Origin of the sequence: Paenibacillus oryzae, from assembly GCF_001675045.1 — a bacterium.
GTDB classification, from domain to species: domain Bacteria; phylum Bacillota; class Bacilli; order Paenibacillales; family Paenibacillaceae; genus Pristimantibacillus; species Pristimantibacillus oryzae.
The window spans coordinates 227,788-245,310 of record NZ_LYPA01000071.1; the positions used below are offsets into that span (position 1 = coordinate 227,788).

Below are 17,523 nucleotides of genomic sequence, written 5' to 3' on the forward strand. Positions count from 1 at the left end.
CTTTTAAATCTGAGCAAAGGAATGGCAACTTCATTATGTGTGGATTTACTGGATTTGCAGACAGCCGCCTGGAGGCGGACAAACATGCCATCATTCAAGACATGATGGATACCATCGTGCATCGCGGCCCCGACAGCGGGGGCGTTTATTCAGATGAATCGGTTACGCTCGGATTTCGGCGTCTCCAGATCATCGACTTATCCCCGGAAGGCAGCCAGCCCATGTACAATGAGGACAAGAGCTGCATTCTTATTTTTAACGGCGAAATCTATAATTATCAAAGTCTTCGGCAGGAGCTGCTGGACAAGGGCCACCACTTCACCAGTCATACCGACAGCGAGGTCATCTTGCATGGCTACGAGGAATACGGCACCGATATTCTGAAAAAGCTGCGCGGCATGTTTGCGTTTGTTATCTGGGACCGCAACAGCGGCACCTTGTTTCTGGCCCGCGACCATTTCGGCATCAAGCCGCTTTATTACAGCCAGCACACAACGGACGGAAGCCTGCTGTTCGGCTCCGAAATCAAGTCGTTCCTCAAGCAGCCCGCTTTTGTCAAGGAGCTGAACAAGGACGCGCTGAAGCCGTACCTGACCTTTCAATATTCCGTGCTGGATGAGACGTTTTTCAAGGGCGTGTTCAAGCTGCGTCCGGGCCATTATATGATTTACAAGAATGGACGGCTGGAAACGCATCAATATTGGGATGCCGCATTTGACGCCAAGGACGGTACTCTCAAGGATTACGTCGAAAAAATCAAGGCAACGATGACGGAATCTGTCAACTATCATCAGATCAGCGATGTCAAGGTCGGCTCCTTTCTTTCGGGCGGCATTGACTCCAGTTATATTACGGCTCTATTGAAGCCTAACAAAACCTTTTCGGTCGGCTTTAAGGACCATGAAGGCATGTTTAACGAAACCAATCTCGCTCACGAGCTGTCGGATATACTCGGCATCGAAAATCATCGCAAAATGATCAGCGCCGACGAATGCTTCGAGAAGCTGCCCATCATTCAATACCATATGGACGAGCCGCAATCCAATCCCTCCTCCGTCCCGTTGTATTTCCTTGCAGAGCTGGCAAGCAAGCACGTGACCGTGGTGCTTTCCGGCGAAGGGGCGGACGAAATATTCGGCGGCTACGCCTGGTACGACTCCACGCCAGCGATGAAGAAATATGCCCGCTTGCCCTTCGGCCTCCGCCGTGCCGCTTCAAACATCGCCAAGGGGCTGCCGCGAAACCGGATTTCGGCTTTCCTGGTGAAGGGCGGGCAAAAGGTAGAGGAGCGTTTTATCGGACAAGCGAAGGTGTTTGAGGAAGCCGATGCGCTAAGCGTGCTTCAGCCGGATTACCGGGGCGGCCCCTCCGTCTCCAGCATTACAGAAAAGGTGTACGCCAACATCCAGGGCAAGGACGACGTAACCAAAATGCAATACCTGGACATGAAGCTATGGCTGCCGGGCGATATTTTGCTCAAAGCGGACAAAATGAGCCTCGCCCATTCCCTTGAGCTACGCGTGCCTTTTCTGGACAAGGTGGTCATGGAGCTGGCCGGACAAGTGCCAACGCCGCTTCGCATCCATCCCGAAAATACGAAATACGCGCTTCGCACTGCCGCCAAAGAGGTGCTGCCGGAGGAATGGGCCAACCGCGAAAAGGTCGGCTTTCCCGTCCCGATTCGGCATTGGCTGCGCGAGGAAAAATATTATGGCATCGTCAAGGAGCTGTTTCAATCCGAAACGGCCGGCATCTTCTTCCACCGCGAGAAGCTTGTGGCGTATCTGGAGAAGCATTATTCAGGAGAAGCCAACTACGCAAGATATATATGGACGGTTTATGTTTTCCTGATTTGGTACAAGAGGTTTTTTGAATGAAGAAAAACAGAAGAAATCAGCGTGGTCGAATCCTTCAAGTCATCATAGCGCTGCTGTTGATCGTGCTGGCCGGCATCATCGTTATTCGTTTAATGGATACAGAAGAACAGGAAACCTTCCTTTCCGAAACTCATACGAGCGGTACGAACGGTATTGCCGCTAATCAATCCCCCGCTCCTACGCCAACGCCAAAACCAAAGCAAGGGACCGTTATCGTTTCGGTAATGGAGGAGGCGACCGGACTTCCGGTGGTTGGCGCCGAGGTTAGCCTGACAAGCCTTGGAGCAGTTGAAGCTCAGGAAAAAATAGTGACTGGCGCGGATGGCACTGCAAAGTCAGGCCTGCTGAATTACGGCGATTCTTACGTGATCAGCTTGACCGGAGCCGCAAGCGCGTATAGCCTGGATGGCAACGAAATTCCTGTAACGATTGAAGCCCCCACCCAAAAGGCCGAAATGTCCCTCTCGTTGAAGGAGCACGTCAAGGAGATAAGCCGCGCCGAAGACGGAACCGTAACCATCTCCAAGGTATATATGGACATACCGGTCATTATGCAAAAGCCGGAGCTGCCGAACGGATGTGAAATTACCTCATTAACCGCCGTCTTGAATTATTACGGCTACACGGCAGATAAGCTGGATATGGCGGATAACTATTTGCCCAAGGAAGGCTGGACCCGAAAGGACGGCAAGCTGTATGGCGCGAATCCCGACAAGGCTTATGCCGGCGATCCCCGCTTGCAGCCCGGCGGATTTTTCAGCTTTGCGCCGCCTATCATTGCTGCTGCGGAGTCTTACATCGCCGATAATGGGGGCAGCCATACGGCAACGGACATGACGGGCAGCACCCGTGAAGAGATAGTGGAAAAGCTGATGCAGGGCATACCGGTAGTCGCATGGACAACGCTTGATTTGTCGGCCCCGAAAATCGGATATTCCTGGCGTTTCCATGACACGGGCGAGCTATTCAATGCTCCAATCAATCTGCACGTTGTTGTCCTTAACGGCTACGATGCCGATAGCGGAACGCTGCATGTGATGAACCCGCTGGTAGGACAGGTAACCTATTCGGCGGATGCCTTCTTCAAAAGCTATGAATTAATGGGCAGCCATGCACTGATTGTGGAGCCGTAAGCCCGCCAGTATGGCCTTTACGGACAGGCAATTATTTTATTTATTACTGCAAAGAAGGTTGAATGATGAACCAGACAAGCCTGGGCGTTATCGGGGGCATGGGCCCCAAGGCTACGGCCGTTTTTTTCGATATGATGCTGGAAAATACGGTAGCAGAGCGGGATCAGGACCATGTGGATATGGTCATTTCCAATCATGCCAGCTTGCCGGACCGTACCTCCGTTATTTTGGAAGGGCGGGAGGAGCAGTTTCTGGAGGCTATATCTCGGGATTTCAAGCTGCTGGAGCATGCGGGAGTGTCCCATATCGCCATCCCCTGCAATACCTCCCATTATTTCTATAAGCAAATGCAGGAGATGACGCCCATCCCGATCATTCATATGGTCGAGGAAACCGTCAAGCTGGTGCATGAGCGCTTTGGCGAAGGAAGCAAGGTAGGCATATTGGCCACTAACGGAACGATCAAAAGCGGCATTTACAAGCAGGTATGCGAGCAATACGGCCTTCACCTCCACATGCCGGATGAACGCCAGCAGGCTCAAGCGATGAAGATCATTTACACGAATGTCAAAAGCAATATGGATTTTTCACCGGATGAGCTGGAGGAGCTTATCCAAGAGCTGGTTGCAGAGCAGAATTGCCGGTGTATCATCCTGGCCTGCACAGAGCTTTCCTGCATCAAGCTGGGCTCTGCCGCTTCAGAGGTTAGTATTGATGCTATGCAGGTACTGGTCGAAAAAGCCATCACATTGTCCGGCAGACAAACGGTGCATTCCCTTTTTTCCGGTAACAGCATCGAATAAGAGCTTTGTCAAAATCGCCCCCCATTTATTGGGGGGGTTTTGCTTTGCGCAAATAACAACAAACAGCGGGCGGATATTCAGAGAGAGCTCAATAGCTTGATTGCGGATATGCTGGAGGAACGGTCGCAAGGAGGGGCGGTCTCGAAGAGCGATATCGAAAGTGTGCTTCTGGAGCTGGGACACCCTGATATGCTGGCATCCAAATATCGGGGGCAAAAGAGATACTTTATTGGTCCTTCCTTATTCGTGCCATATCTAGACACGCTTAAAATCGTATTTATTTCGCTGGCCATCGCCATGACTGCCGTGTTGTTTTTGGATGCTTTTGCTTCCCCAAGTGATCCGGTCGACAAAATGATCAACTATTTGGGTTCGCTGTACTCTGCCGGCTCTCAAGGCTTCTTATGGGTGACTCTTATTTTCGCCTGGCTGCAATACCGCCAATTAGCGCCGAAAAAACCTCGATCGTGGACTCCCGAGGATAAGCAGCTGCGTTTAGCGGCAGGCGCATATGGAAACAAAGAAGCTTCCAAAACCTCGCTTAGAGGTGTGGAAGCTTCTTTCATTATCAATATTGGCTTACCCCTTATTGGCGCCGCCGAAGCTGAAGCCTTGAGACATAAAGCGTTGGCCGATAATGTACAGAACAACGGCAGGCATAGTGTAAAGAATGGAAAACGCGGCAAGCTTGCCGTATTGCACGATGCCGTTTTGACCGAAGTATTGATAAATCGTAACCGCCGCAGGCAGCTTCTCGGGACTTTGCAGCAAAATGAACGGTACCAGGAAGTTGCCCCAGCTTCCGGAGAAGGCATAGATGCCAACTGTAAAAATACCCGGCAGCATCAGCGGCGTAATAACCAGACGCAGCGTAGTCCAGATTGAAGCGCCATCGACCCATGCCGCTTCCTCCAGCTCAACGGGAACGGAATCCATAAAGTTTTTCATCATCCAGATGGAATACGGCAAAGCGGACGCCGCAAGGAACAGGATGGTGAAGAACAGGGAATTCTGGATTTTGAAATAAAGAAAAAATTGATAAACGGGAACCATAACCGCCGTTATCGGCAAACCCGTCGCAAACAGGATAATGTACATAAACATTTTTTTGTAGCGCAGCTGGTACCGGGACAGCGGATAGGAAGCCAGGCCAGCCGTAACCACAACCAGCAAAGCTTGTCCCAGCGCCAGAATCAGGCCGTTAACGAAGGAGCGCTGATTGTCGGCGCTTGTAATGGTGGCTGTATAATTTTCAAGGGTGGCCTGCTCCGGCAGCTTCAGCAGCAAGGTAGCGTTGGCATCGAACGAAGCCAGCACCAGCCACAGCAGCGGCAGCAGGAACAACACGCCAATGATGCTTAAAACGATATAGGGTAACGCCCGATTCGCCATATAGCGGTTAAACAGGGGGCGCTTGCGTTTGACGCTGCTCATAGTTGCATCCTCCTTAAGTTTTCGCGAATTGCCTAGTTGTTCTATGCGGAAGCTACAGCTTCACTTTGAGTAGCTTCATGTACAGCAGGCTGGCAATAATGCCGATCAGGAGCAGGATAAGCGAAATCGCCGTTCCGTAGCCAAGCTGGTAGTTGACGAAGGCCTGATGGTACATGTACAGCGGCAAGGTTTCTGTGGAGTTGCCCGGACCGCCGCCCGTCAGCGCAAAAATCAAGGTGAACGAACCAAGCGTCTGAAGTGTAATTAAAACCATGTTGGTCACAACCGAGCTCATAATCATCGGAATCGTGATGCGAACAAGTCTCTGCCAAGGAGAGGCTCCGTCAATCATGGCCGCTTCCTCTACTTCTTTGGGAACATCGCTAAGCGCCGTCTGGAACACCATCATGGAAAAGGCGGTTCCCCGCCAGATATTGGCGATAATGACAGCGACCATCGGAAAGGTATATAACCATGTTATCGGCTTAAAACCAATGCTTTCAATGATAGCATTGACCGTGCCGGTATCATTCAAAAACGCAAACCACACAAAGGCGGTAACGACCTCGGGAGCAACCCAGCCCGAAATAACAATGGAGCCGATGATGCTGCGGAAGGTCTGATTACGGCCATTCATTAGAAACGCAATGAGGAAGCCCAATACCTGCTGTCCAACGACAGCAGAAAAAATCAGGAATACAATCGTATTCCACACCGAAATACGGAACGTTTCGTCCTGGAACATGTACGTAAAATTTTGAAAACCTACAAACTCGGTATTGGCGGCCGCAGCCCCGGTTAAAGCCATGTTCGTAAACGCTAAATAAAAGGTTAAAGCTCCTGGTATAAAGAAAAAGAGCAAAAGCAAAACCCAGGTAGGCGATAAAAAGAGCGCCGCCCTCCACTGCTCGCTGCGATTCCCATTCCGCTTCCGCTTGGAAGATCGGTTGTTGGTGTCTCCCATCTGGCACCCTCCTGATGTGAATTAAACAGGCAAGCCGATTGCTGCGAGCAACAATCGGCCTCCCGATCTTGTTACCACATAAGAATTAGTTTGGCGATAAAGGCTGTATTACTTCGCCATTACTTTCTCTGCGCCAACTTTTCTTTCTACGCTTTTTGCATAATCCTTCATAGCAGCTTCAGGCTTAAGCGAAGCGCTCGCTACTTTCTCCACCATTTCCTGAACGGCTGTAGAAACCGCCGGGTAATCGGAGTTTGTTGGACGAACATGAGTATAGGTAATAAATTCAGCGGCTACGCCGTACAGCGTGCCCGGTTGACCGGTATACTCCGTGTCTGCCGCAACATCGGTACGAGGAGTCAAAGCGCCGTCCAGCATGGCGAATTCTTTGTTATGCTCTTTGCTGGTTGCCAGCTGAATAAACTTGAAGCCCAGTTCCTTCTCGGCGGATTTAGCGCCAACGCTCAGCGTCCAGCCGCCGGACATCGATGTGAAGCCTTGTCCTTGTCCATTCTGAGTCGGCATCTTCGCAAAGCCGTAGACATCCAATGCTTCCGGCCATGGCTTGCCGCCTGTAGGCGCCCAGTTGCCCGTCAGCCAGTTGCCGTTCAGCGCAATAGCAACCTTGTTGTTCGGCATCAGATCGGTTTCAAGAATTTGACCGGCTTGAGCGGTCATAACTTGCGAAAGCTTAGGGCCCATGCCCTCGGAGTAGATCGTGTTAATGAATTCAAGAGAGCTCAACAGGCCTGGGCTTTCCGTCACCCATTTGCCGTCTTCAAACATTGTGTCGTCCGTGCCGTACAGCAGCATTTGCAGCGTTTGCATCGTAGTAGCCTCTTGTCCCGCTTTGCTGGAATTCATCCAGAACGGAATGACATCGGGCAGCTGAGCTTTGATCGTGCGTGAAGCCGTCAGGATATCATCCCATGTTTTGGGTTCCCATGGCACAGGAAGTCCGGCTTGCTCGAACAGCACCTTGTTATAATAAAGCCCGCGAACGTCAGTGGAGAATGGTACGCCGTAAATTTTGCCGTCCGTACCCGTTACGGCTGCTTTGATGCCTTCGTTGAAGTTGCTCCAGTCATCCCATGTATCTACAGCCAGCGGCTCAAGGTAGCCGGCTTCGCTGTCCGCGTTGATCATGAAGGAATCTTCGGCCAAAACTTCCGGCGCTGTTTTTTCATCCATCATCAGGAGCGGAATTTTTGTCGCATATTGCGAGCCTTCAATAGCGTTCAATTCAACCTTGACGCCAGGATTTGCATTTTCAAACTCTTCCTTGACGCTAGTCAGCCATTTGCCCCAGTTGTCCGTTTCATTCCATTTGCCGTAAGCAACTGTAATGGTTTTTGTTGCGCCTGCGGATGAACCGTTTCCGTTTTCGCCGGAGGTGCCGGCGTTGGAGCTGCCAGTGTTGTTAGAGCAAGCTGCCGCAAACAATGTTACTGCCGCCAGTGATCCCGCCAAAACTGTTTTTCTGATTGTCATCCTAATGTCTCCCCTTCTGACTGTCTGTTGTTTTTTGACTTGACGGTGTTCCTATCTTAACGAGCGTTCATGCTCGATGGAACCGAATAACCAAGGTAGGTCAGGATCAATTCGCTGAACAGAGAGTTTGCCCAAGAAAACCATTCGCGGGTATATTCCGCAGGGTTGTCCTTATGGAAGCCCTCATGAAGGAAGTCGGTGCCTGCATCCGTGCTTTCCAGCACATTCAGCAGATGCTCGATTTCTTCCTTATTCTGAGAAGTCAGCGCTTGCATAGCGAGCGAAATATGCCAGATGTAGCCTTCAGGCGTATGCGGGCTGCCAATTCCTTTAGCTGCCGTTCCGCTGTAGTAATAGGGATTTTCCTCGCTTAGCACAAATTTTCTCGTATTGAGGTATACCGGATCGTTAATATCGCAGCAGCCCAGATAAGGCAGGGACAAAAGACTAGGCACGTTGGCGTCATCCATCAGATTATAGCCGCCCAGGCCATCTGTCTCGTAAGCATACATCGTGCCATGCTTCGGATGTTCGATTGTTGCGTGCTTGATAGTGCCCGTTTGGATATCGGATCGCAGAGAAGCAGCTTGCTTGGCCAGCTCTTCGTCCTTCAGGATTTCTACCGCTATTGTTGCCATATAGTCAAGAATAACAATTGCAAACAGATTGGATGGAATGAGGTACCCGTATTCGCAAGCGTCATCGCTAGGACGGAAGCCCGACCAGGTCATGCCTGTTGGCGCGCTTGGCGTTCCTTTACCCTCGTTAGGCAGCGTATCGGATGCCGGGCAATCAAACCGCTGGAAGCGGTAGGACGATTTCTCATCGTGATTCTGCTCCGTTCTCCATAGCTCCAGGATACTGTAGCAGGCTTTGCGGAAATTTTCATCCAGGTGGCTGGTTACGCCTGTTGTATTCCATAGCAGGTAAGCGAGCTGGATCGGGTAACAAAGGGAGTCGATTTCATATTTGCGTTCCCAAATCCAAGGCGTCATGACAGTATCATCGCTCTGGTGGCCCCTGCCGTCAGCCGTCTCATTAAATGCGTTAGCGTAAGGGTCATGCAAAATATATTGAATCTGCTTTTTGACAACGCCTTCAATCATAGCCGCGAGCTCTTGATCTTCCTTCGCCAAAATCAGATATGGCCGAACCTGAGCTGCAGAATCCCGAAGCCACATGGCCGGAATATCGCCTGTAATGACAAATACAGAGCCGTCTGCTTGCCGCTTCAGCGTAGTTGTTAACGTATTTGCATAACATTTGCCAAACATGCGGGCCAACTTCGGCCGGCCAGTCAGCTTTTCCTCTACTTCCCGAATCAGGCCTTGCACGGATACGGGCAGCGCTCCTGTTTCAATAGACATGCAACACATCCCTTTCAATTAACCGCTTTCATGGTGTTGATTTAGATATTAATATACCTTATTCAATAAGTCAATATGTTATGTTATATTATCTTTATGAAATTCATATGCCCTATTATGCACAAAAAATCCCCGCTCTATGTTAAGAGGGGGATTTAGAATTTTTTGGATTATGTTAGCCGTTGGAGAGAGCTTATTAAGCCTGCTTTGGCGCAGGGCCTGTCGATTTCCCGATAACAAGCTCTACATCAAGCGAAATTTTGCTCGGGAGCGGCGCGCCCTCGATCAGCTTCAGCACGTTATGAACAGCCAACTGTCCGATTTCCTTCTGGTTTTGCCGCAGATGAGTGAAGGAATACAACGCCGATGTGCTGGGGGGACTGTCAAAGCAAATGATAGAGATTTGGCTCGGAATATGCATGCCCAATCCCTCCACTGCCTCCTTGGCAATCAGAGCCAGCTCGTACTCCATAGCAAACAGGGCTGTAATACGGGGATGCTCGCGAAGCATGGCTTGAATCATTTTGACATTTTTCTGAATTTGGTCGTCCGGGGAGCCGGTTCCGGTCCAATTCATATCCGTCAGCCAAGACGATCTGTCCAGCAAAATGCCGCCTTCCGCATGCGCCTGTACAAACCCTTCAATACGCTCCTCAATCGCCACATTATCCGTTACGCGGGACGCCAGAAGGCCAATATGGCGGTGCCCGCCCTGAAACAGATGCTGTACGCCCATGCGGGTCGCCGATACATTGTCCGAGCTAATTGCCGTTGTATCCGTCCATTTCATGTAACGGTCTACAAGCACATGCGGAAATTTGTCGATGACCAGCTTTAAAATTTCGGTGCTGAAATTTTGCCCGCGCGTCGGGTAGATGATAAGCCCGTCAACGCCATATTCCCGCAGCATCATAATAGCCTGTTCTTCAACCTCCGGCTGGCAAAATGAAATACGCAGCAGCAGGTACACGCCCAGCTCCTGTGCCGTACGCTCCATCTCCGCGAGCATCTCCTTGCCATAGCTGTCGCTAAAATCCTCCATAATGAGGCCCAGCACAATTTGCTTCCTCTGTACAGACTCTTCGCCGGACGGCTTGTTATCCTGCAGCCTGGCCGGTTCCTCCACCGTCCCGGAGCTATGCTGGATGACAAAGGAGCCGCGGCCTGGCTGTCTCATAATATAGCCGTCCTGCACAAGCATATCGAGAGCCTTTTTGGAGGTAATTCGGCTGACCGAAAACTCCTCCATCAGCTCCTTTTCGGAAGGAATGCGGTCGCCAACCGCATATTCACCTGCTTGAATTTTGTTGCGCAGCATCAGGTACATCTGCTCATACCGCGGCTTCAACGATTTTATGTCTTCCATACAGCTCACCTTCAGCGTCTATTTTTCATTCATTGTTCATTCATTTATCTTTACAATACTTCATCATTACATTAGTTCATTAATAATGATAGTAGTCACTATGGTTTAGTATACTATGTTATATCATTTATGGGAAGGTTGAAATCGCTTTATTTTCTAGCCCATAGAAAAACGGCAGCAAAAAACAGACTTTTCTGATTAAAAGTCTGCCGGATTGTTCGTGTCATTTTGCCGCTTTATAGTGAAATGCTTATGGAGAAAAAGCCAGAGCTCATCATAATCAGTCACTGGCTTTTTTGCTGGAAATAAACAAATTCAAACGCTCCTCGCTTGTAAGCTTCGGACAGGAGCCGCAATAACCATGCGAATCGAGCTTGTGCGCAAGGCAGCAATGCTTTCTTACATATACAGGAGGACCCTGCCAGCGGGGATGCTGAAAAAGGGGATATCGGGCAGATTCCAAAAATGCTGCAGACGAAGCAAGCGTTCTCCAATCCTTCTGAGAGATTGCAAGTCTTTCCGGGCTCAGCCGAAATTCCGAAAGTGAACCCAAACTAGCGTATAAGCTAAAAACGTTATGACCGATGATCGACCACATAACCTTTTCATTAGCCCCTGTGTACGACGATACGGCCCGCACAACCGGAATTAAATGCTCTTCAAGCGAACGCATATATTGTTGTGTCCTTGACGTACGCTCCCGTTCTCCAAACTCCGTTTGTTCCGGGAACGCGGGCTTCGCTGAATAATGCATAATTCCCTGATCCATCAAAGCAAGTCCGACGCTGCCATGATCCAAGTCAAGCGGACTGTCGAACAGACTCCATGCGGCAAGCGCCCCTCTCACCCATACGGAATATCGTTTGGCAAACAAGGTGCCCGTCACACGAAGTCCGGGCTGACCCAAAGCGGCAGCCTGCTGCTCCACTATATGAGCCAGCGAGCTTTCAGTAATCAGGTCTACGGCAGTATATGAAAAGGATGGGTTAGGCTGCGTCTCATTATATAGCGTAATAGCAAAATAATGGCTAAGAGAGGCCGCGGCCTCCCCCTGATTCAGAAATATAGGCTCTGCCATCTATTGAATCATTCCAAGCACTTCATCCAAAATTTCCCCGCGGCCGATGACGCCCCAGCCCTTGAAGAGCCAGAAGGAATCCGTCTCGTATACATTGCCATTCTGAACAGCCGGCAAGCCGTTCCATAACGCCGACTCCTTCATATTGTCCCTGAACTCGCTGCCGTTTGGATCAACCTCCAGCACCAGCCGCTCTGCTCCAAGCTGCGGCAAGGTTTCCATTGAGAGGTCCTCCCGTTGTTCCTTGGGCGTTAAATCAGCGGGCTCAAAGCCCAGCTCCTGGTACAGGAAAACATTGGTTGGATGGCCCTGCTGCGCATAGATTTGAATCATGTCCTTCCTGATCCGCAAATACGCCAGCTTTTTGTCGGACAGCTCGCCAACCTTCGCTCTAACATCGGCTACCCTGGCCTGAAGCTCGCTTATGACGCGCTCCGCCTCCTCTGTTTTATCATACATTCCGGCAATGGTCAGCAAGTCGTTGGTCCATTCCTTTGCATAATCGAGATAATCGAGCCATTCCGTTCCCAGCACAATGGTTGGAGCAATTTTGTTAAGCTCCGAATAGCTCGACTCCGCCGTGCGGCTCTCTATTAAAATGACATCGGGCTCCAGCTCCAGAATCGCCTCCAGATTAGGGCTGTCCGCCGACCCTACCAAGCTCACGCCTTGAAGCTGATCAGCCAAATAAGGCAAGTAGTCGCCGCCGTAACGAACCTCGACGTTAACGCCTACCGGCTTCTCCCCAATAGCTAAAAGATGGTCGACATAAGCAGCCGAGAGGACAACAATCCGTTCAATTTTGGCCGGTATCTCGCTAGTGCCCCGCAGGTGGGTAACGGTGCGCTTAGCTGGCTCGACCGCTCCCTCATTCGTAGCGGAAGCGGACTCTTCGCTGGCTGACGATTGCGCCGGTTCTGTCGCCTCGCCCTTGCCGCCGCAAGCGGCTAGAAGCAATATAAGAATGGTCAGCATGATCCCGCCCGTTATTTTGTTCCTGAAAATGTGCATGTTATATCTGCCCCTCTGTCTATTGATAGTAATAATAATCATTATCATTATATGAGGAGCAGAATAAGACCTCAATGGAGCATATCGCTCAATCAAGATGTACAATATCACCATCGGTAAGCTTTAGCTGACAAGCAATACGCCTGGCGGCAGATAATCTTCCGGACGGTCCCAGTGAACGGAAAAAGAGGTCGCCTGCCTCGTATACGCGTCCCTCCCTGACAGCCGGGATAACCTTCCACGCTTCCGATTGCTGCAGCAGCTTCAAGCGATTGCCGGCCTCTTCTGTAGGGTCGGTCATAAGAAAGATATGATCGGCCTGAATGCCGCTCCAATCCTTTTGATGGAGGTCCAGCCACGATTGCCCGGACATGTCCGCCGGCAACCGCAATCCCAAATCATCATGCAGAAGCGAACCCGTCTGATTAGCAGAACCATATAATCTATAGAATGAGGCGGACACCCGCACAAAACAAGCGGTCTGGCTCCCCCATGCAGCCTTAATTCGATCTTTGATCTCCTCCATCGCGACCGTATAGCGGTCAATCCACTGCCCAGCCTCTTTTTCCTTGCCGAATAATTGGCCAACATGCTTTAACGTAACTCTGTAGTCATTGGAATAATTCAGGACAACGCTTGGAGCTATGGCATCCAAAAGTTCATCCCTCTCAAGTCGGCTGCTGGTCAATATCAAATCCGGCTTGCTCTGGAGCAGCTTGTCGTATTCCGGCTGAAGCCCGTCAAGCCATACTCTTTCCTCGTATTTGCTTTCGTACCTGTCCTCGTTTATCCCCTCGCCATTGCCTTCATATCTGACTTTATTCGTAAATGTCTGCCTGGCTGCAACGTTCGGGGAAGAGACGCGTCTGGCATAGGACAACGATGCGACTGGCTGCAGACCTAGAGTCATCAAATAATCATCAAGTCCATAATAAACGGTGGCGATCCGATTACATTTGTTCTTAATGTAAAGGGTTGGGGCGACGCCCTCCGCCTTTTTGAAAGCCCGGCTGAAGTAATGCTCATCGTTGTAGCCGACTTTTCGGGCGATTTCCTTAATCTTGCCTGAATCCAGCAGCAGCAGCTTGGCCTTGTCCATACGAAGCTTCTCCACATATTTTATAGGAGTCATGTTCATGAGGGATTTGAAGGTTCTAATAAAATGATTGATGCTAAGGCCAGCCATACTCGCCAGCTCTTCCAGCCTCAATTCATTCATATACTGTTTATTCATATAGGCTAAGGCTGTTTCAAAGCCAACGATTGGATCAAATATCGGTGAAGCTGCCGGTTCATTTTTCATTAGCAGAACCAGCAACTGCTGCAGCTTGTATTTGCGCTGAAGCGAAATCGGCATGTCCCCGTTTTGCTCTCCGCCATCTTCCTCGCGTATCCATTGCTCCATTATGTTGCACATGCGGCTGCTCATCGCTTTGGAAAGCTTGCCTTTCACCGGCAGCTCCAGAGCGGTCGTTCGCCAGCCTTCTTGCGATTTGAGAAGCTGAACGCCCTCGAATAACGCAAGAACATACGAAACAGGCTCTCTCGCTGATGCCCTGCCTTCCACCAATGTGCCGGACGGCAGAACGAACACATCCCCTTTGCCCGCCATATAGAGTGTGCCATTCACGGTCAAAGCGCCGTCTCCTGACGTAACAGCAACAATACCATGCTTGCGCATAGTTCGCGGTAAAAGCAACTCGCTTTTGCTCTCATGCCGCAGCAATCTGCTTGTAGATAACCAGATGCGGCCAGGTTTTCCGATGATCGTTGTTTTTCCCATGACGCACCCGTCCTTTTTCGATTTCTTGTAAATAGATCCTTTAAAATGAGACTAGCAAATAGATACCGCCTTCGCAACCGGAATCACTCACTAACAAAGGGCGTTCCGAAGTCGCCGTTGACTTCTGGAACGCCCCTTCTTCGATTACTTCGCAGATAGCAAGCTATCCGCAATGAATTGCAGCTGAGCTTGCATCGTGACGGGATCATTGAATGTATCCGCCGTAGGATCTAGCTGGAAGACATTGCCCGCTTTGACGGCTGGAAGTCCAAGCCACACCGCATTTTCATACACGACCTTCGGGTCGGCGGTATCGCCTGACCACGGCGAGGTAAAGATAATATCGCCGGCGTATTGCGGCAGCGTCTCCATTGAAATGGCTGCCCAGCCTGTTCCGCTGTCGATGACTTTCTTCTGAGCTTCTTCCGGTGCTTTCATACCCAATTCACTATAGATGATTTCGCCCCCGCGCCCATAATTGTGGCCGAAGACATAAAGCCCTTTTTCGTAGGGGTTAAGAATGGATACCGTTTTGTCGCCTACGGCTTCTTGAACCTTTGGTTTAAGCTCATTGATTTCGGCTTCCCACTGCTGTATCCAGGCTTGGGCTTCGGCCTCCTTGTTTGTCAATTTGCCAAATTCGAGCAATTGTTCTTTATAATTTTTAGAGCCATAGTTGATTGTAACGACTGGAGCGATTTTCTCCAGCTGCTCGATGCCTTCCGTCCCGCTGAACAGAACAATCAAATCAGGATTGAGCGCAAGTACGTTCTCGGGAGTCGGATCATTGCCTAACGATTGCGCGCCAGCAAGCTTATCTTTCAAATAAGGGCTGTTCAGAACGCCTTCCTGAACGCCAACCGGCGTAACACCAAGAGCCAGGAAAAACCCTGTATAAAATGCAGTCCCGTCTACGATGCGCTGCGGATTACGCGGGACCTCGATATCGCCGTTAGCGGCTTTGAATGTAACGGTCTCGCTGGCGTCCGCTGGCGTACCGGCCTCTTCCGCAGGGGCAGCCGTGGGAGTAGCGGCAGCTGTTGGCTCGGAGGTTGTGGCGCCACCGTCGTTTTGAGCACCGGTATTAGAGTTGCCTCCACATGCAGCAAGCAGGGTTGCAAAAATAACTAATACAACCAGCGGCAACAAATGCTTCTTTGATCTCAACAAAATCATTCCACCTCATTTATGATATTGATAATCGTTATCAATATATCATGAAGGCTGAATATTGGCAATTGCATTTTTGGTGGCTTAACACAAGTTGCACCACAAGCAGCTCCGGTGCTATAATATATTCTGTTGCGCGCCCGTAGCTCAGCAGGATAGAGCGACAGTTTCCTAAACTGCAGGTCGTACGTTCGAATCGTATCGGGCGCGCCATAAAAAAACGTTTAAACCCTTGATATTCAAGGGTTTTTCTTTTTTTCTTTATCGAACGAATATGGTCCTTTTAAATTGGCCAATAGGTTGTAGCAACTAGGACAAGATTTCCGACCAACTATGAGGACCGAACTTACCATTGGATTGATCGCGCAATGTCGATTGCTTCATCTTCTGTAAAGCTTGGTGCCGAGGGATTGCCATCCGTACCTTGAGAAATCCCTTGAATTACGATTTTCCAATCACCATTGTTCATATAAATCCAATAACCGTCAAACTCCTTTACGGCAATGAGATGGGTTGGGACTCCGTTTATATCTAGTGCTTTATCTACAACGTCCTCCGTAGATTCCACGTAAAATGGCGGTTCGGTTTCGGACTTATAGTTAGCCGTGACTGATAACATACGCTCCTTTGTTCTTAATGAATAGTAATACCCTACTATGTTCCCTTTTTCAGTTGTAACACTTATTTCCCGATTAATCGCACCAGTCTCACTGCTTAGAAAACGCTGTGGAAAAGGAAGCTTTGTCCCCACTGCCTTCTCAGCATCCTGAAGACTTACATAAGTAGTTGAAGCATCCCATTTTCTTGAGCTAACCCAACCTTGATATACAATAGCCTCAGAACTATTTTTAATTATCTTGGTTTCAATAAAATGACTTATTGATGCTCTAACCACTGGACTGAGTATCAAACTAAACATAATCATGGCGGCGATGCCAGCCGGAATCCAGACTTTACGTGCGCTTCGGATGAGATTCTTTGACTGAGCCGAATGAAGCCGCCATACTTGATCAAATGTAATGGAAGATTGAGCAGAGTTTACGCTTTCTTTCAATGCTTTTCCCAGATCGGACTCTTTTATCATAACCATTCTCCTCCATATGAAATCGAAAACAATTCGTTAGCAGGAAGTTGTTTACGCAATGTTCTTAGTGCCGTGTTAAGGCGTGACTTACATGTTCCCAAAGGAATACGAAGCGTTTCAGCAACCTCAGCCAGCTTTAACCCGACATAGTAATGAAGAACAATGACTTCCCTGCCCTTCAGAGGCAGCTGGTTAACTTCCTTTAATAGTTCTTCGTTTTCAACAGCCTGAATAAACGAACCTTCAACGGATGAACCTTCATGTTGCACATCGGGGGTAAATCCGACGAACGATAACCATTTTTGTTTCCGGAACAAATTGCGGGTAGTATTGACCGTAATACGGTAAATCCATGGTTGCATTGGTTTCATCGGATCATAGGTGTGCATGTTTTGAAATACCTTCAGGAAGGTTTCTTGCGTCACATCATCTGCCAATGATGCAGACCTGGTTAATAGAAGGGCTACCCGATATACGTATGTGCCGTATTCATTAAAAATCTTTTCTGCATTCTTCCGGGCTAGTTCCTGATCCATGCTGCAACCTCCTTTCTTGTTTAATCACTCTATCTACACACTGACTGCTAAAAAGGTTCGCTTTTGTATTTTAGTATATTCGGCACTTTTTTATTAACTATAACTTGGCAATGAAAAAAAAGAGAGCCTTGGACTATTCCAATGGCTCAACAAGCATTTTTATATTGGATTCCGTTGCGCATCATTTGCTCATCTATCTATTCCATCTATGTTTTGAAGCAAATCGTCGACCCATACCATTGAACTACGCTCAAGCTCCAGCCGCAGATCACTGATACATGGTAATAAATTCTAATCTTTGTGTCGCTTCATGATAGAATCGTGATACAATTTATTAAAAAATCAGTTACTACTCAGGTACCACTGCAAAGGAAAAGCTATTTTTGCCTACCTGAATAAGGGATTGAAGGATTCCAAGTCCCTGTT

14 protein-coding genes and 1 tRNA gene are annotated in these 17,523 nt (G+C 49.3%); 4 read left to right on the plus strand and 11 right to left on the minus strand.

Annotated elements, in window-relative coordinates; translation table 11 throughout:
* Positions 1 to 35: 35 nt before the first annotated feature.
* From asnB to cuyB, 3 genes are all read left to right on the plus strand, one after another.
* Positions 36 to 1,877: an asparagine synthase (glutamine-hydrolyzing) gene (asnB, locus tag A7K91_RS20485; protein ID WP_068686193.1), complete on the plus strand. Its 1,842-nt coding sequence runs from the start codon at positions 36 to 38 to the stop codon at positions 1,875 to 1,877.
* On the plus strand, positions 1,874 to 3,010 hold the full coding sequence (locus tag A7K91_RS20490; RefSeq protein ID WP_068686195.1) for a C39 family peptidase: 1,137 nt from the start codon (positions 1,874 to 1,876) through the stop codon (positions 3,008 to 3,010). The genes asnB and A7K91_RS20490 overlap by 4 nt, the downstream gene beginning before the upstream one ends.
* Positions 3,011 to 3,072: 62 nt before the next feature.
* Complete coding sequence (gene cuyB / locus A7K91_RS20495; protein WP_068686197.1) at positions 3,073 to 3,813, plus strand: cysteate racemase; 741 nt, start codon at positions 3,073 to 3,075, stop codon at positions 3,811 to 3,813.
* Positions 3,814 to 4,392: 579 nt separating this feature from the next.
* Here cuyB and A7K91_RS20500 read toward each other — a convergent pair.
* From A7K91_RS20500 to A7K91_RS20540, 9 genes are all read right to left on the minus strand, one after another.
* Positions 4,393 to 5,247 (minus strand): carbohydrate ABC transporter permease, encoded by an 855-nt coding sequence (locus tag A7K91_RS20500; protein WP_068686199.1) that lies wholly within the window; start codon positions 5,245 to 5,247, stop codon positions 4,393 to 4,395.
* A 52-nt stretch (positions 5,248 to 5,299) separates the two neighbouring features.
* Complete coding sequence (locus tag A7K91_RS20505) at positions 5,300 to 6,211, minus strand: carbohydrate ABC transporter permease (protein ID WP_068686201.1); 912 nt, start codon at positions 6,209 to 6,211, stop codon at positions 5,300 to 5,302.
* Positions 6,212 to 6,319: 108 nt separating this feature from the next.
* Positions 6,320 to 7,702, minus strand: coding sequence for an extracellular solute-binding protein (locus tag A7K91_RS20510; protein WP_068686203.1), 1,383 nt, complete (start codon positions 7,700 to 7,702; stop codon positions 6,320 to 6,322).
* Positions 7,703 to 7,758: 56 nt separating this feature from the next.
* A complete protein-coding gene (locus A7K91_RS20515; RefSeq protein ID WP_068686205.1) occupies positions 7,759 to 9,069 on the minus strand; it encodes a glycoside hydrolase family 125 protein in 1,311 nt (436 codons plus the stop codon).
* 196 nt (positions 9,070 to 9,265) lie between these two features.
* Positions 9,266 to 10,435: a GntR family transcriptional regulator gene (locus tag A7K91_RS20520; protein WP_068686207.1), complete on the minus strand. Its 1,170-nt coding sequence runs from the start codon at positions 10,433 to 10,435 to the stop codon at positions 9,266 to 9,268.
* Positions 10,436 to 10,715: 280 nt separating this feature from the next.
* Positions 10,716 to 11,513, minus strand: coding sequence for a (2Fe-2S)-binding protein (locus A7K91_RS20525; RefSeq protein ID WP_068686209.1), 798 nt, complete (start codon positions 11,511 to 11,513; stop codon positions 10,716 to 10,718).
* Positions 11,514 to 12,524, minus strand: a complete 1,011-nt coding sequence (locus tag A7K91_RS20530; RefSeq protein ID WP_156739718.1) for an ABC transporter substrate-binding protein — start codon at positions 12,522 to 12,524, stop codon at positions 11,514 to 11,516. It lies immediately after the preceding gene.
* A gap of 88 nt (positions 12,525 to 12,612) precedes the next feature.
* Positions 12,613 to 14,307, minus strand: coding sequence for an AraC family transcriptional regulator (locus A7K91_RS20535; RefSeq protein ID WP_068686211.1), 1,695 nt, complete (start codon positions 14,305 to 14,307; stop codon positions 12,613 to 12,615).
* Positions 14,308 to 14,451: 144 nt separating this feature from the next.
* Complete coding sequence (locus A7K91_RS20540) at positions 14,452 to 15,477, minus strand: ABC transporter substrate-binding protein (protein WP_245697706.1); 1,026 nt, start codon at positions 15,475 to 15,477, stop codon at positions 14,452 to 14,454.
* A gap of 136 nt (positions 15,478 to 15,613) precedes the next feature.
* On the opposite strand from A7K91_RS20540, the gene A7K91_RS20545 reads away from it, so the two are divergent.
* Positions 15,614 to 15,690: transfer RNA gene (locus tag A7K91_RS20545), tRNA-Arg, on the plus strand.
* 133 nt (positions 15,691 to 15,823) lie between these two features.
* Here A7K91_RS20545 and A7K91_RS20550 read toward each other — a convergent pair.
* Complete coding sequence (locus tag A7K91_RS20550) at positions 15,824 to 16,561, minus strand: hypothetical protein (protein ID WP_068686215.1); 738 nt, start codon at positions 16,559 to 16,561, stop codon at positions 15,824 to 15,826.
* On the minus strand, positions 16,558 to 17,097 hold the full coding sequence (locus A7K91_RS20555; protein WP_068686217.1) for an RNA polymerase sigma factor: 540 nt from the start codon (positions 17,095 to 17,097) through the stop codon (positions 16,558 to 16,560). The genes A7K91_RS20550 and A7K91_RS20555 overlap by 4 nt, the downstream gene beginning before the upstream one ends.
* Positions 17,098 to 17,523 lie beyond the last annotated feature (426 nt).